Genomic DNA, 14,181 nt, shown 5'->3' with positions numbered 1-14,181 from the left:
TCGACTTGCATGTGTTAAGCACGCCGCCAGCGTTCGTCCTGAGCCAGGATCAAACTCTCCATTGATGATTATCACCAGCCGACCGGAATAGGGTCGGACAGAGGTGTCAGAAGAGTCACCTGGCAAGTAGACCGACAACCCGACGGGGGTCGGGAAGCGTCTACCAACCATGTGTTCAATGACACTCAGTCATGACGACTGAGGTCGCATGGCATCGAAATTAATCGGCACACTGTTGAGTTCTCAAGAAACAGACGCCCGAACCACTCGTCTCAGAACCTGCGTTCTGATCGGCTGCGACCCGGCGTTGTCAGGTCTTGCTGTTCTTCTTTTGTTCTTTCTTGTCTTGCTTCGCTTTAGATCTTAGCAGATCCTCTGCGCTTTCGCAATTTCTTGCGCTGGACCTATTTTAAATCCAGTCACTTCCGGCTGGTTTATCTCGCCTTCCGCATTTCCGATCTTAGCAGATCGTTTCTGCGTCTTGCGCTTCCACCTGGCCTTCGGTCCGCTTCGGAACTCGCGCTCCGCTGCGGTGCTTCAGAACTGTATCGGTACTTGTTTCCCGCTCCAAATCGGCCGTTCACCGACCGATCGGAGAAGAGATATCCGCGCACCGACACCAAGAGACCACGACACGGCCGACGCCATAAGGCCCGATAAAAGGCTGAAGGCGACGACTGGATGTTCGAATGGGCTCCTGCTGAAGATCACCCCGGGTGATCGCCCGCTCGCGCGGCGCGTCCCGAAGGGGCAACGTCGTGAAAACTTAGTCGGTGCCCGGGCGCGTGTCAAGCTCCCTGATCCCGGGCGGGCGAATGTCGTTCCGTCGCCGTCCGGAGCCGCCGGCGGTGTCAGTCCTCGTAGTGCGGCGGCCGGTCCGCCAGCAACTCCATCAGCCGGGCGGTGTCGCCGGCCGCGGAGGTCGAGGAGGGGTCCCGGTCGCCGAGATCGTCCGTGGTCTGCTCGGGCAGCACTTCCCCGAACAGCTCGTCCCAGTCCACGACGCGCTCGTCGGCGTCCCAGCCCGAGTTCTCACTCATGGCGTCCAGTGTAGAGCAGAGCAGGCGTCTGGGGCGGGGATCCGAACACTTGACAGTCTCAGCGACCACCTGTCAGTCTCAGCTTACAGGTGATAGCGAACCAAGGAGGACGCCCTGAACACCGAGGAACTGCTCGCGAAGCTGGGCGCCGTGGGCCACGCCCAGCGGCTGCGCATCGTCGCTGAGCTGTACCGCTCGGCTCAGGAAGGGAACCGCCTGCACGTCAGCGAGCTCGCTCGCCGGCTGGGGCTGTCCCGGGCGCTGCTCTACATGCATCTGGAGCGGCTTGAGACGGCCGGCATGGTGGCCGGCCATCTGGAGCTCTCCGATGACGGCAAGGCCATGAAGTACTTCGAGCTCCAGCCGTTCGCGCTGACGCTCGACGCGGAGACGATCGCCGAGACGGTGGCCCGGGACGCGGAACCCGCGCCGGACGCGAACACGAAGGGTGGAAAGGGATGAACACGGGAGTCGTGCTCGCCAGTGGCGGCGGCGGTTCGAACGGCGGACTCATCGCGGTGGTGATCGTCGGGATCATCTTCACAGCGATCGCGGTGAGCATCGTGTCGTTCTTCCAGTTGCAGAAGCACCGTGCGGACGCCGTGGCGTTCGCCGCGTACCGAAAGCTCGCGGAAGAAGCTGTGGAGAAGCAGGACCAGTTGCTCACCGAGCTGCGGGCCCTGGACCTCAAGGTCGGCGAGATCGAGCGGATGCTCAGGAGCGTCGAATGAACACCGAAGACATGGCTACTCTGTACGGCACTCCTATATGGAGGCGCCTACGGATGTACCGCAATCCGATCCGCATGCTGTTCTCAGGGGGAGTCTGGGCCTCGGCCTGGTACCTGCTCGGCTCGATCGTCATCAGCATCGGGCTGCTCGCCGTCGTCACCAGCATCACCATCACGTCCGCGGCACTGGTGATCATCTGGGCCGGCCTGCCGTTGCTCATCGGCAGCGCGTACTTCATCCGGGGGTGTGTGGTCATGGAGCGCGGCCGGGCCCGCGCGGTGATTCCCGAAGGACTGCCCGCGATGCCTCCAGTGGGATCCGCGGAAGGCTTCTTCCCGACGCTGAAGGCGGTGTGGAAGGACCGGATCACTCAGCGGGGTCTGGCGCACTTCACGCTGCTGGCCCTGCCGCTGCTCATCCTGGACACGGTCGTCTGGGCGATCTGGGTGGCCTTCCTGGGCGGCGTCACCGTCCCGATCTGGTACCGCTACATCCCCCGCGGCTTCAACGGCCAGCACTGGCACGGCCTGGAATACGGCTACTTCCCGAACGGTCCGCACGGCAAGGACTCCATCGGGTTCTGGATCGGCAGCGACCTGTCCGCGACTGTTGCAGCAGTCGCGTCCCTGGTACTCCTGCTCGCCTGGAACTACGTCCTGGTGGCCACCGCGCGAGTCCACGCGAGCACCGTGCGAACCGTGGTCGCCGGACGCGACCCGATGGCCGCGGCGCGCCGGGTGCTGGACAGCCCGGGACCTTTGAGCTCGCCGACAACTACCTGAGCGGCACGCTATAGCGGCGCCATCCAGTAGTCAGCCACTCATCACCGCTATAGAGAACAGCCCGCAGACAAAGCGGGCCGGGCAGACGTTGCAGCGTCCGCCCGGCCAGGCAAGACCCACGCCGCCAAGTCACGTCAGCTCTCACACATCGATGGCTCAGCCATGGAGGGGATCTCTCATGTCCACGCTAACAGCACGCCCGCCTGTGGTGGAACGGGTGGCGGGCTGGAGTGCCCGCCACCGCAAGACAACTGTCTTCGGCTGGTTGATCCTGATCATCGCCGCGGTGGTGATCGGCGGAATGGCCTCCGGCACCAAGAAGACTGCCTACGACCCCGGTGAGGCGGGGCGCGCAGAGCGTGCCCTCGACGTCTCTGGGATCTCCCAGCAGTCGGAGAGCGTTCTCGTGCAGAGCCGGTCCGGGGCGTCCTTCGCCTCGGACGCGGACTTCCGCAGCGGTGTCGCGGACGTGGCCGCCGCACTCCGCGGGATTCCGGGGTCTGCGGCCGACGTCCGGTCTCCTCTGGACAACGCCACGGAGACCAAGGCCCTGGTCTCCAAGGACGGCCGCTCCGCGATGGTGACCTTCGTGGTCGCCGGGAAGAAGGACGACGCCAACACCATTGTCGCCAAGCCGCTGGCGACGGTCGCGCAGGTCCAGGCCGCGCATCCCGGGCTCCGGGTCGAGGAGGCCGGCGCGGCGTCGGTCGACAAGACGATCAACGACATCGTCGCCACCGGTTTCCAGCGCGCGGAGTTCAGCTCGGTGCCGGTCACCCTGATCCTGCTGCTGATCGTGTTCGGGGCGCTGGTCGCCGCTTCGATCCCGCTGTTGCTGGCGCTGACGGCGGTGGCCGCGGCGATCACACTGATGGCCGTCCCGGGCCGCTGGCTGCCGATCGGGGACAGCACCTCGTCGGTAGTGCTGCTGATCGGCATGGCGGTCGGCGTCGACTACTCCCTGTTCTACATCCGCCGCGAACGCGAGGAACGCGCCCTGGGGCGGTCGCCGCGCGAGGCGCTGCGGATCGCGGCCCGCACCTCGGGCCGGTCCATCGTGGTCTCCGGTCTTACCGTGATGGCTTGCCTCGGCGGCCTGTTCTTCACTCGGATGGACGCCTTCTCCGGCTGGTCGGTCGGCACCATCCTGGTGGTCGGCATGGCGATGCTGGGCTCGGTCACCGTGGTCCCGGCGATGCTGTCCTGGCTCGGCGACAGGATCGACAAGGGCCGGGTCCCGTTCCTGGGCAAGCGCCGGACGGTGGCGCGCGAGTCGCGGTTCTGGAACTTCCTGGTGCGGCACGTCGTGAAGCGTCCGCTGCTGTGGGGCGTCCCAGCGCTGCTGGCCCTGCTCGCGCTGGCGGTGCCCGGCACCGGGCTGAAGGCCAAGGACGCGGGAGCCGTCGACATCACCCACGGCAAGCCGATCAGCCAGACGCTGGAGCGCATGCAGACGGCGTTTCCCGGCGGACCGGCTCCTGCGCTCCTCGTGGTGCATGGCGATCCGCGAGTGCTGAAGGGCTCTGAGTTCACCGGCGCGGTCACCGCCATGGAGCGCATGCTCCCGAACGGTGCACAGGTGTCCACGCAGACCAGCGCCGACGGCCACTACGAGGCACTCTCGATCCCGCTCGCGGGCGACGGGGCGGACAGCGCCTCGGCGGCGGCGCTGAAGCACCTGCGCTCCGAGGTGCTGCCGGCCACCCTCGGCCACGTCTCCGGCATCGACTACAACGTCGGCGGCCAGTCGGCCAGCCAGACCGACTTCGGCGACCAACTGCACAGCACGACCCCGATCGTCATCGGCTTCGTGGTGCTGCTCGCCTTCGTGCTGATGGTCGCGGCCTTCCGCTCCCTGGCGATCCCGCTGACCGCGATCACGGTGAACCTGCTGTCGGTCGGGGCGGCCTATGGCGTGGTGAAGTGGATCTTCCAGGACGGGCATCTGGAGAAGCAGCTGGGATTCCAGTCCTACGGAGCCGTGATCTCCTGGCTCCCGCTGTTCATGTTCGTGATCCTGTTCGGGCTCTCCATGGACTACCACGTGTTCGTGCTCAGCCGGATCCGCGAACTTCGGATGCGCGGCGTGCCGACCAAGCAGGCCGTGGTGAAGGGCGTCAGCTCGTCCTCGGGCGTGGTGAGCAGTGCGGCGATGATCATGGTGGCGGTGTTCTCGCTGTTCGCCTTCATGCCGTTCGCGCCGATGAAGATGGTCGGCATCGGCATGAGCGTCGCGGTCGCGATCGACGCCACCCTGGTGCGCGGTCTGCTGGTCCCGGCGGTCATGAGTCTGCTGGGCGAGCGGAACTGGAAGCTGCCGCGCGGGCTCCAGTGGATCCCGGGCCTGGCTCTGGAGAAGTCGGAGGCGTCGGCGCCGGCGCCGACGCGGATGTATGGCCGCGAAGAAGTGCCGATCGCATAGAGAGCTCCCTGGCGCGACCGCTATAGAGAACACGCCATAGAGAGACTGTGGCGCCGGAACCCACGGGGGGCTCCGGCGCTGCGGCTCATTTATGCAGTGACTCCGTGACGCGCTCAGGCCGCGAGCCGAAGGGCGACCTCGTCGAGCCGCTCGGGGTCGAGGATCACCTGGATCGACGCCACCTTGCCGTCCACCACGGCGAAGGACATCAGCGAGATCGGCTTGCCGTCCTTGACGACGAACGCGCCGGGCGTGCCGTTGATGAGCACCCGCTGGACGTACGGCGCCATGGTGCGCGCCAGCTGCGCCTGCGAGGCGACGGTGCGCGCCCCGGACAGCGTGACCGACTGGCTGGCCCGCAGCACGCCGCCGTCGGCGCGGAGCACGACGTCCGGATGCAGGACGGCGACGAGCGCCTCGAAGTCGCCGTTCCGCGCTGCGGCGAAGAACGCGTCGACGGCGGTGCGCTGCACGGTGAGGTCCGGGTCGGGCACCGGCGCCCGGCCCTCCACCCGCCGACGGGCCCGGCTGGCGAGCTGGCGGACCGCCGCCGGCGTCTTCTCCAGATCCTCTGCGATGTCCTCGAACGGCACCGCGAACATGTCGTGCAGCACGAACGCAAAGCGCTCCGCGGGCACGAGAGTGTCCAGCACGATCATCATCGCGAGCCCGACCGAGTCCGCGGTCATGGCGACGGTCTCGGGGTTGGTGTCGTCCTCGGCACAGACCACGGGGTCGGGGATATGAATCTCTAGAGAGTCCTCTGCGCGTTGCTGCCGCGAGCGGAGCATGTTCAGACAGACCCGCCCCACGATCGTGGTCAGCCACGCCTGGAAGTTGCGCACCTCGTCGGTGTCGGCGCCGCTGGCCCGCAGCCAGGCTTCCTGCAGAGCGTCGTCGGACTCGCTGAGGGAACCCAGCATCCGGTAGGCCACGGCCCGCAACCTGGGCCGGTTCTCCTGGAACCGCTCGGCGAGAAAATTCTCGTCGACCATCTGTCACACACCCCTCGGTAGCCGTGTCTACCCGATGTGGCCCGGTCCACGGGCCCCTCACACGTCATACCAAGGAGTGATCGTGAACGTGAAGATCTTCGTCACCGGCGGCACCGGCACCCTGGGCTCGCACACCGTCCCGCTGCTCCGTGCGGCCGGGTACGACCTGCGGATCCTGAGCCGGAGCCCGCGGGCGGGCGCGGAGGGAGTCGAGTACGTCACCGGGGACCTGCTCGCCGGGGAGGGCCTGGACGAGGCCCTGGCCGGCATCGAGACGGTCCTGCACATGGCCGGCGCTCCGAAGGGTGACGACGTCGCGACCCGGAACCTCGTGCAGGCCGCAGCGCGCGCCGGGGTCCGCCACATCATCTACATATCCGTGATCGGCGCCGACAAAGTCCCTGTGGGCTGGCTGCGCATGAAGGCCGCCGCCGAGCAGGCCGTCGAGGAGTCCGGTGTGCCGTACACCATCCTGCGCGCCGCGCAGTTCCACGACCTGACGCTGAAGGCGGTGCGCGCCATGGCGAAGCTGCCGGTGGTCCCCAACCCCGGCGGACTGCGGTTCCAGCCGGTGGACACGCGGGACGTCGCGGCGCGCCTGGTGGAGCTGGTCGCGGCTCCGCCGGCCGGTCTGGTGCCCGACATCGCGGGGCCTGAGGTGATCGCCATGGGTGATCTGGTGCGGTCCTATGTGAAGGCCGCCGGGAAGCACCGAGTGCTCATGCCGGTCCGTATCCCGGGGAAGGCGGGCAAGGCGTACCGCGCCGGGGACAACCTGACCTTGGACGGTGCACTGGTCGGACCCGGCACTTGGACGGACTTCCTGGCCGCGCACGTCGGCTGACCCGAGCTGACCAGCGAGGGCTCACCGTGACTCACCACTGCGGACACTCCCGGGTCGACCGGATTCAGGCCGGGGATTACGTCATGCCGACGGCGGCGTTGGCAAGATGGTTCCTGCACTTTGAAGGGGGTCACCTTGTCCGCCGCCCGGGTCCGCGTCCTACTGCCGCGGCTACTGCGCAATCCCGCGTTCTGGTACGCGGTGTCGCTGACGGTCGCCGCGGTGGTCGAGGACAGGATCTCCACGGACCACCTGCGGCGGCTGATGGACTGGTGCTCGACGAACCTGGCGAACATCCGGCCGGGCGGGCACCCGGTGGAGGCGTTCGTGGCGTCCGCCTTCATACCGCAGGAGTCGGCAGGGGTATGGCCGTTCTTCGCGCTGTCGCTGTTCAGCGTGGTCGCCGCATTGGGCGCGCGGAGGACCGTCTTCCTCCTGGCCGGCGTGCATATAGGCGTGAGCGTGGTGACCGAAGGCCTGGTGTGGTTGCAGATCCACCAGGGGACGCTTCCCGGGTCCGAGGCTCATATGTGGGACACCGGTCCGTCGTACCTGGTCGTCACAGCGCTGACCGTCGCCATCGCCACGGCCCGACCGGTGTGGTTGCGGGTGGTGTGGGCCGTCTGTCTGGCCGGGGCGACGCCGAGCCTGCTGGAGGGGATCGATCACGCTGACTACACCGCCATCGGGCACGTGTTGTCGTTCTCTATAGGGATCATCACAGTGCTGCGTATGCGCCGTGCACCCAGCGCTGTAGAACTTGAGGTGGTACCGGAGCCGGTCACCGTGCCAGCCACTCCGCAATAGGGCTTACGTACACACCCTCCTATGGGAGGGGGTGCAATAGACCTTCGGTGGTTACCGGCGGGGGTGTCGGGCGGCGACTCTGAATGTATGACCACGATGGTTCTGTCCGCCCCGGAATGCCACAACCAAAGCGGCACCATTGATGTCGCCGAACTGTACGCCCGACACCGGCTGCCACTGACTCGGCTGGCGGTGCTCCTGCTCGGTGACACGGCGAGCGCTGAAGACGCCGTGCAAGAGGTGTTCGTCAAGCTCTGGTCCCGCCCCGACCTGCTCAGGGGAGTCGCGGCGCCGTCCTCGTATCTTCGGACCGCCGTGGTGAACCGCGCGCGGTCGGTCCAGCGCCGGCGCAAGCTCGAACGCGAATACGCCGTGCTGGACACCGTCGACGTGGAACCCGCCGAGATCACGGCACTGGTGCCGCTGGAGCACCGCGAGGTGATGGAAGCCGTGAAGGCGCTCCCCACGCGGCAGCGGGAGGTGCTGGTGCTCCGCTACTGGGCCGACCTCTCGGAGACGGAGATCGCGCGCACGCTGGGTGTCACCCGCGGAACGGTGAAGTCCACCGCGAGCCGGGGGATGCGCGCTGTCACGGCACGACTAAGGGCCAGCAACGCATAGCGTCACCAGCCCTGTCACACGCTCTATAGCGTTCGTACACGCAGAGACTCGTACACATAAAGAGCGGCCGGTCGCAGAGCTCTTGGAAGCGACCGACCGCTCGTCCCTACGCATCAGGCGTTGGCGGACTCGCCCTCAGGAGCCTCGCTGCGGGCCTTGGCCAGGTGCGCCGACGGGACGACGAGCACCGGGCGCTGCGCGTGCCGCAGGACCTTCGCGGAGACGCTGCCGACGAGCAGCGAGTGCAGACCGGTCAGGCCGCGCGAGCCGGTCACGATCAGGTCGGCGTCGAGCTCGTCGGCCACGCGCTCGATGGTCTGCCACACCGACTGCGCGCCCTCGGACTCCCAACGGGCGGTGGCCTTCAGGCCGGCCTCGGTGGCGAGCTTGGCACCGACCTCGGCGACCTGCTCCGCGCTCTGCTCCACGACCTTCTCGTCATCCTCGGTGGCGACCGCGCCGACGAAGGCCTCCGCGACACCCAGCTGAGCCATCAGCGGCTCCCAGACGGTCACCACGACGGCCTCGCGGCCGGGGAACGTCCGGGCCGTGTACTCCAGGGCGGTCTTGGCGTCGGCGGAGCCGTCGTACGCGATGAGAAGGGTGCCGGCCATGGTGGTTCTCCTTCGGTGAGACCTCGTCGTCGTGTTTCACGTTCATAACACTGACTCGCTTTAGATCATTCCACCGCACGGGCCCGGAATGGCGGAGCCGGGGGCCCCCGAGTGACCCATCTCCCACACGGTGACGGAGCGCATCCTCCCCACTACTCAAGCCGTTGATACCGATGGGATCGCCGGATCCCTCCGATACGGGAGGACAGGATGAGGATTCGCTATAGAGGAACCGCCACTGTGGCCCTGGCCGCGCTCACGGCCACATTCACCACAGGCATCGCCTTCGCACCTTCCGCCACGGCGGACGCCAGGAGCACGCCCGCCACATCCGGCCGGGTCTGTATGTTCGACGCCCCCAAGGGTGCGCTGTCCCTCGGACACGTCGCCTGGGCCTTCCGCTGGTCCGACGGCAGCGACACCTGGGACTACGGCGCGACGCTGGCGAACAGCAACTGGGAGAAGCACGGGACGGAGCAGCAGATGCTCCACGACTTCGCGACGGCGACCGACTCCGGCGGCTACCAGAGCTACCGCTGCAAGGACACGGCAGCGGACGATCAGAGCGCCGCGGAGTCGGCGGTCACGGCCGGCTTCGCACGGGCCTACAACCTGGTCGACGACAACTGCCTGACCCGCTCGATCGAGATCTTCAAGGCGTACGACGGCTCCGGAGGGCTCAACAGCCTGCCGGACGGGAAGTTCCTCTTCCCGAACGCCTACTTCAACTACGACCTGTCCGGCTGGGATGCGTCGAAATCGCTATAGCGTTCTCGCCCCCGGGCGCTTACGTCCGGGGGCTCTATATAGCCCAGCCGCTGTAACCGCCGCCGCAGGCTCAGTCCGCCTTGAACCCGTGCACGGTGGTGCCGTAGCCGGCGAAGACGTAGGCGTCGTTGGCAACAATCTGCCAGCTGGTATTCGATCCGGTGGCCGCCGGATCGTGGAACTGCCAGAGGGTCTTGCCTGTCTTGGCCTCTAGAGCGACCAGTGTGCCGTTCACGCGGTCGGCGATATAGAGGATTCCTCCGCCGAGAGCCAGCCGACACTCCAGGCTCGGATCCAGATAGGACTTCGGCCAAGTGGAACGCCATAGAGGTCCGCCGTCGGAGGCTCTATAGGCGGCGATCACACTGTTGCCCAATGTGACGCTCGACGCTGCGTAGACGGCGTTGTCGTCGGCGATGACCGCGTGGAACGCGCCGCCGTCGCTTTCGGTGACGCCCACGGGCCATAAGGCACGGCCGTTCGCGTCGAAGGCGTAGAGGCGGTTGGTGGCCCAGTAGATGGACGTGCCATGGCTGGTGATGTCGGTGGCGAACGCGGGATCGGAGGCCGGGGAGGTGTCCTGGGCGGTCCAGGCTTGGCCGCCGGTCTTGGCGTTGTACGCCGTCAGCTTGCTGTCGTGCGGCTGCGACAACAGGACGAGACCGGTTCCGGCGCTGTAGTAGGGCGCGCGGTCCACCGCGCCGATCTGCGTCTGCCACCGCAATTGGTGCGTCTGCGCGTCGACTCCCCACAGGCCGTCGTTGGCGGGCTGATTGGCGTCGATGTAGGACCAGCCCACGACCAGGTCCGAGGAGGCCCCGACCAGGCCGCGGGTCAACCAGTTGGCCGGTCCGGGGACGCGCCAGGCCGGGCGGCCGTTCGCGACGGAGACCGCGACCAGGTCGCTGCCGGCGGCCGCGGTCTCGTACGCGGTGTCCGCGGTGGCGGGGAAGACGCCGTCGTTGAGCTGCGCGTAGGTCCCGGTCGGGACGGTCCATCGCTGGGTGCCGGCGGCGGTGTCGAAGGCGGTGAGGGTCGTGCCCTGGACCAGGAGGGTATTTCCGGACAGGGCGAGGAAGTCGGCGTAGACGCCGGTGTGGGACCACAAAGGGCTCTTCAGCGGACCGCCGAGGCTGCCCTTGCTGACCGTGGTGGGCAGGCCTGATGGGGAGTTCGAGCCGGTGTCGCCGGTCTCGGCGCCGGTCGTCTTGGCATCGCCGTGGGGCATTTCGGCGACACCGACGCTGAAGGCGGCTACCGCTGCGCCTGCCAGGCCGAAGAAGAGGAACTTTCGGCGGGTCGGTGTGTTCGCGGTGTTGCGGTCCTTGCGGTCCTTTGCGTTCTTGCCGGGCTTGGCGCGCATGAGGGTCGTCGGCGTCGTGGCGATCTCAGCGTTCTGGGTGCCTACCGACGCGGCGAGGAGGAGGTCGTCCAGTTCTCGCGTCTTGGTCTTTGTATCCGTCTTGGTCTTTGTCTTCGCGGGGGTCTTGGTCCGCGCGGCGCGTTTCTCGTCCTTAGCGTTCTCGCCCAGGAGCTCCAGTAGAGAGTCCGTAGTAGGGCGCGCTGCAGGGAGTGTGTCCAGACAACGGGATACAATGTCGCGCAGCCCTTCGGGAATCCCTGAGATGTCGCGATCCCCGGACGCCTGGCGGAGCAGCACTCCCGGCGTCGGGCCGTTGCCGAACGGTCCGTGCCCGGTCGCCGCGTAGGTCAGGACGGCGCCGAATGAGTAGATGTCGGCCGCCGCGTCCGCCTCGCCGCCGGCCGCCTGCTCGGGCGCCATGAAGCCGGCGCTGCCGAGCACATAGCCGGTCTCGGTGAGACCCTCCCCGTCCTCCGCGCGGATGATGCCGAAGTCGATCAGGCGCGGCCCGTCCGCCGCCAGCAGGACGTTGCCGGGCTTCAGGTCGCGGTGCACCAGCCCGGCCCGATGGATGTCGCGCAGCGCCTCCGCCAACCCCGCACCCAGAGCCCGGGTCTCCTGCGCACTCATGGGCCCCTCATCGGCAACCCTGGAGAGCAAAGACGGCCCGTCGATGTACGCGGTCGCCAGCCAAGGCCGCTCGGCATCGGGATCGGCATCCAGCACAGCCGCCGTATAGGCACCGCTCACCGACCGCGCGGCAGCCACCTCACGCCGAAACCGCTCCCGAAACCGCGGATCATCGGCCAGCAGATCCCGCACCACCTTCACGGCCGCCAACCGCCCACCCGGCGACCGCCCCAGGAACACATCACCCATGCCCCCGCCCCCGATCCGTCCGGTCAGCTCATAGGGGCCAATACGCGTGGGATCGGTGGAACGCAATGGGCGCGTCATGTGATGAGCATACTTACTCACCCACCGGTCAACGCCAGCAGCCGCTCGCCCGCCGAAGCCGCCGGCCTCGACCGCAGCCATCAAGCAGCGTTCAGAAAGCAGTGTTCAAGACCAGAGCCTGACACCACGGCAAGTGCCCCCGGTTGGATTCGAACCAACGGCCCCCCGCTTAGGAGGCGGGTGCTCTATCCCCTGAGCTACGAGGGCGGGATGACCATGACCACGGGTTCAGGAGATTGGTGCGGCTCCCAGGCCCGAGAACAGGCTGTGGGTAGCTTACAGGCTGGCGTTTGCGGCGCGAACCGCATTGCGGGGTGGACGGCGTGCCTGCTGGGGCGTCCGGTTCGGCCAGGGCTTCAGCCGGTTCCGCGCATTCGCGTCACGTCCGACGTCGCACTACTCGGGACGCGTGTTATCCGTGTGGTGCGGGGCGCGGTGGTCGTGGGAGGCTGGCTGGGACAGCTCTTCCGTCACATCGCACAGCATCAGGAGGCCGGTATGGACGCCACCGCGGCAGGATCGCAGTCGGAGCCCGGCGAGCCGGGGGGTGGGCCGGAGGTCGCTCCGGACGCCGACGAGCAGAAGCGGCGTTTTCTGGAGGCGCTGGAGGCCAAGCGGGGTAGTGGGGGCCGCGGGGCCGGGAGTGGGCCGGGGGACTCGAAGATCCACTCCGCGCATGGGCGGGCCGGGGCCAAGCGGCAGTTCCGTCGCAAGAGCGGCGGGTGACCGGCCGGCGCTATACACGGCGGCGCCTACGTGCCCCTCATAGAGAGGTGTGCATAGAGGTGCCGCGCAGAGCCGCTGAGGGACGTGACTGTGGGACTGCGGTCACGTCCCTCAGCCTTGCTGGGGCGGCAGTCCCGGTTCCTGCTCCCCCGCCGCTTCGCGCCGGAAGCGCCAGACCAACTCCTTGGTGCCCCTCATCCGAGTGAACAGGCGCGCCAGTTCTCCGCCGAGGCTCGCGCCGGCGCCGATGGCCAGGCCCAGGGAGATGGCGGTCTCCAGGGAATCGATGCCGCGGTGGCTGTCGCCGCTGGTGATCTCCAGCATGGCGAAGTACACCGCGGAGCCGGGGAGCAGGGGCCCTACTGCGGGAATCACATAGGGCAGTGCTGAAGTGCGGAAGCGGAGCGCGACGAGGTAGCCGATCAGGCCGACGATCATCGCGGCCAGTCCGGTCGCGACCACCGGGGACAGGCCCCACTGGACGGGATACGTGGCGGCGGCCCAGCTGAACGCCGCGCCGACTGCGGCGAACGGGAGTATGCGCCGCGGCGTGTGCACCGCCACTGCGAACGACACTCCCAGAGCCGCCGCGACGAGGGCGATCAGGGGCTCGGCGCGGACCGGGGCCAGGTGCTCGTCCACGATGAAGCTCGCGCCGACCTCGCGGCCCACCCTCAGCACCAGCGTGATGCCGGTGACCAGAGCGCCGACCAGGAACACCACTTCCAGCAGCCGTGCGGAGGCGGTGATGTAGAAGCCTGTCAGCCCGTCCTGGATGGCCGCGACCAGCGCGCGCCCCGGCAACACCGTGAACACCCCGCCGACCACCACCGCCGAGCTGTTGATGCGGACCCCGAGCCGGTCCAGGATGATCGCCGCGATCGCCCCCGGGACCGCGGCCACCGCCAGCAGGTAGAAGGACGGCAGGCCGGTCCGCGCCAGCTGTCTGTACAGCCAGTCCCCGAGGATGGCGCAGCCGAAGGCCACCAGGCTGGCCAGGTAGCCGCCGCCGACCAGCAGGGCGGCGGTCGCGGCGATCGCCCCGAGGCTGCCGACGATCACCCACGGCGGATACGGGTACTTGTTCCGCCGGATCGCCGCCAGCCGCCGGTACGCCTCCTCCAGCGTCATCCCGTCGGTGCTGATGTCCACGGCGAGCCGGTGCAGCTCGGCCAGGCTCGTGTAGTCCACGGTCCGCCGCCGCACCACCCGCTCCAGCGAGAGCGGCGTGTCGATCAGGCTCAGCTGGTAGGACAGCGTGACGACGGTGAAGGTGACGTTGGTCTCGCACCCCGAGAGCCCGTAGGCCTCGGTGATGCCGACCATCGCGACCTCGACGTCCTCGCTGCCCTCCCCGCTGGCCAGCAGCAGCTCGCCGATCCGGAGGCCGAGGTCGATGACGCGCGCCGCCGAGGACGGCTCGACGGCGCGTTCCTCCAGGCCGGGGGCGCCGGGCGCGCCGGCGCGGATCCGGGTGCGGTGCTCGTGGGATTGCACGCACGAAAGATATC

General features: G+C 67.9%; 14 protein-coding genes, 1 tRNA gene and 1 rRNA gene. 9 read left to right on the top strand and 7 right to left on the bottom strand.

Going from position 1 to position 14,181, the window contains the following annotated elements:
- A 16S ribosomal RNA gene (locus tag ABH935_RS40105) occupies positions 1–65 on the bottom strand; the annotation flags it as partial.
- A gap of 786 nt (positions 66–851) precedes the next feature.
- Positions 852–1,040 carry a hypothetical protein gene (locus ABH935_RS40100; RefSeq protein WP_370383209.1) on the bottom strand — a complete coding sequence of 63 codons (189 nt, stop codon included), beginning with the start codon at positions 1,038–1,040 and terminating at the stop codon, positions 852–854.
- A 150-nt stretch (positions 1,041–1,190) separates the two neighbouring features.
- Between ABH935_RS40100 and ABH935_RS40095 the strand changes: the two genes are divergently transcribed.
- The 4 genes from ABH935_RS40095 (at position 1,191) to ABH935_RS40080 (ending at position 4,975) form a co-directional block, all read left to right on the top strand.
- Positions 1,191–1,502 (top strand): ArsR/SmtB family transcription factor, encoded by a 312-nt coding sequence (locus ABH935_RS40095; RefSeq protein WP_370383208.1) that lies wholly within the window; start codon positions 1,191–1,193, stop codon positions 1,500–1,502.
- Positions 1,499–1,771: a hypothetical protein gene (locus tag ABH935_RS40090; protein WP_370383207.1), complete on the top strand. Its 273-nt coding sequence runs from the start codon at positions 1,499–1,501 to the stop codon at positions 1,769–1,771. Before ABH935_RS40095 ends, ABH935_RS40090 begins: the two co-directional genes overlap by 4 nt.
- The gene (locus tag ABH935_RS40085) at positions 1,768–2,553 is read left to right on the top strand and encodes a sensor domain-containing protein (RefSeq protein ID WP_370383206.1); all 786 of its coding nucleotides are present in this window, start codon (positions 1,768–1,770) and stop codon (positions 2,551–2,553) included. The genes ABH935_RS40090 and ABH935_RS40085 overlap by 4 nt, the downstream gene beginning before the upstream one ends.
- A gap of 178 nt (positions 2,554–2,731) precedes the next feature.
- On the top strand, positions 2,732–4,975 hold the full coding sequence (locus ABH935_RS40080) for an MMPL family transporter (protein ID WP_370383205.1): 2,244 nt from the start codon (positions 2,732–2,734) through the stop codon (positions 4,973–4,975).
- Between the two features lie 113 nt (positions 4,976–5,088).
- Here the strand turns inward: ABH935_RS40080 and ABH935_RS40075 are convergent, their stop codons facing one another.
- A complete protein-coding gene (locus ABH935_RS40075; protein WP_370383204.1) occupies positions 5,089–5,970 on the bottom strand; it encodes a sigma-70 family RNA polymerase sigma factor in 882 nt (293 codons plus the stop codon).
- An 82-nt stretch (positions 5,971–6,052) separates the two neighbouring features.
- On the opposite strand from ABH935_RS40075, the gene ABH935_RS40070 reads away from it, so the two are divergent.
- The 3 genes from ABH935_RS40070 to ABH935_RS40060 all read left to right on the top strand — a co-directional run bounded on the left by ABH935_RS40070 (position 6,053) and on the right by ABH935_RS40060 (position 8,242).
- Entirely contained in the window at positions 6,053–6,814 is a 762-nt protein-coding gene (locus ABH935_RS40070; protein WP_370383203.1) for an SDR family oxidoreductase, read from the top strand.
- 135 nt (positions 6,815–6,949) lie between these two features.
- Entirely contained in the window at positions 6,950–7,621 is a 672-nt protein-coding gene (locus tag ABH935_RS40065; protein ID WP_370383202.1) for a rhomboid-like protein, read from the top strand.
- A gap of 87 nt (positions 7,622–7,708) precedes the next feature.
- Positions 7,709–8,242, top strand: a complete 534-nt coding sequence (locus ABH935_RS40060; RefSeq protein WP_370383201.1) for an RNA polymerase sigma factor — start codon at positions 7,709–7,711, stop codon at positions 8,240–8,242.
- Positions 8,243–8,355: 113 nt separating this feature from the next.
- Here the strand turns inward: ABH935_RS40060 and ABH935_RS40055 are convergent, their stop codons facing one another.
- Positions 8,356–8,856 (bottom strand): universal stress protein, encoded by a 501-nt coding sequence (locus tag ABH935_RS40055; protein WP_370383200.1) that lies wholly within the window; start codon positions 8,854–8,856, stop codon positions 8,356–8,358.
- 210 nt (positions 8,857–9,066) lie between these two features.
- Between ABH935_RS40055 and ABH935_RS40050 the strand changes: the two genes are divergently transcribed.
- Positions 9,067–9,624, top strand: coding sequence for a hypothetical protein (locus ABH935_RS40050; RefSeq protein ID WP_370383199.1), 558 nt, complete (start codon positions 9,067–9,069; stop codon positions 9,622–9,624).
- 70 nt (positions 9,625–9,694) lie between these two features.
- Here the strand turns inward: ABH935_RS40050 and ABH935_RS40045 are convergent, their stop codons facing one another.
- Both ABH935_RS40045 and ABH935_RS40040 read right to left on the bottom strand, forming a co-directional pair.
- Positions 9,695–11,944 carry a PQQ-binding-like beta-propeller repeat protein gene (locus tag ABH935_RS40045; RefSeq protein WP_370383198.1) on the bottom strand — a complete coding sequence of 750 codons (2,250 nt, stop codon included), beginning with the start codon at positions 11,942–11,944 and terminating at the stop codon, positions 9,695–9,697.
- Positions 11,945–12,078: 134 nt separating this feature from the next.
- Positions 12,079–12,151: transfer RNA gene (locus ABH935_RS40040), tRNA-Arg, on the bottom strand.
- 291 nt (positions 12,152–12,442) lie between these two features.
- Between ABH935_RS40040 and ABH935_RS40035 the strand changes: the two genes are divergently transcribed.
- Positions 12,443–12,670 carry a DUF5302 domain-containing protein gene (locus ABH935_RS40035; protein ID WP_370383197.1) on the top strand — a complete coding sequence of 76 codons (228 nt, stop codon included), beginning with the start codon at positions 12,443–12,445 and terminating at the stop codon, positions 12,668–12,670.
- A 111-nt stretch (positions 12,671–12,781) separates the two neighbouring features.
- Here ABH935_RS40035 and ABH935_RS40030 read toward each other — a convergent pair whose 3' ends face one another.
- On the bottom strand, positions 12,782–14,167 hold the full coding sequence (locus tag ABH935_RS40030; RefSeq protein WP_370383196.1) for a threonine/serine exporter ThrE family protein: 1,386 nt from the start codon (positions 14,165–14,167) through the stop codon (positions 12,782–12,784).
- Positions 14,168–14,181 lie beyond the last annotated feature (14 nt).

This window comes from Catenulispora sp. GAS73 (assembly GCF_041262085.1).
GTDB lineage: Bacteria > Actinomycetota > Actinomycetes > Streptomycetales > Catenulisporaceae > Catenulispora.
This window is presented reverse-complemented; position numbering and strand designations above follow the sequence as displayed.

What these genes read in the sequence shown, in the direction of transcription:
- ABH935_RS40055 (WP_370383200.1), bottom strand. Translation starts at nt 8,856, where the DNA reads ATGGCCGGCACCCTTCTCATCGCGTACGACGGCTCCGCCGACGCCAAG.
- ABH935_RS40060 (WP_370383201.1), top strand. Translation starts at nt 7,709, where the DNA reads ATGACCACGATGGTTCTGTCCGCCCCGGAATGCCACAACCAAAGCGGC.
- ABH935_RS40100 (WP_370383209.1), bottom strand. Translation starts at nt 1,040, where the DNA reads ATGAGTGAGAACTCGGGCTGGGACGCCGACGAGCGCGTCGTGGACTGG.
- ABH935_RS40075 (WP_370383204.1), bottom strand. Translation starts at nt 5,970, where the DNA reads ATGGTCGACGAGAATTTTCTCGCCGAGCGGTTCCAGGAGAACCGGCCC.
- ABH935_RS40085 (WP_370383206.1), top strand. Translation starts at nt 1,768, where the DNA reads ATGAACACCGAAGACATGGCTACTCTGTACGGCACTCCTATATGGAGG.
- ABH935_RS40050 (WP_370383199.1), top strand. Translation starts at nt 9,067, where the DNA reads ATGAGGATTCGCTATAGAGGAACCGCCACTGTGGCCCTGGCCGCGCTC.
- ABH935_RS40035 (WP_370383197.1), top strand. Translation starts at nt 12,443, where the DNA reads ATGGACGCCACCGCGGCAGGATCGCAGTCGGAGCCCGGCGAGCCGGGG.
- ABH935_RS40080 (WP_370383205.1), top strand. Translation starts at nt 2,732, where the DNA reads ATGTCCACGCTAACAGCACGCCCGCCTGTGGTGGAACGGGTGGCGGGC.
- ABH935_RS40090 (WP_370383207.1), top strand. Translation starts at nt 1,499, where the DNA reads ATGAACACGGGAGTCGTGCTCGCCAGTGGCGGCGGCGGTTCGAACGGC.
- ABH935_RS40045 (WP_370383198.1), bottom strand. Translation starts at nt 11,944, where the DNA reads ATGACGCGCCCATTGCGTTCCACCGATCCCACGCGTATTGGCCCCTAT.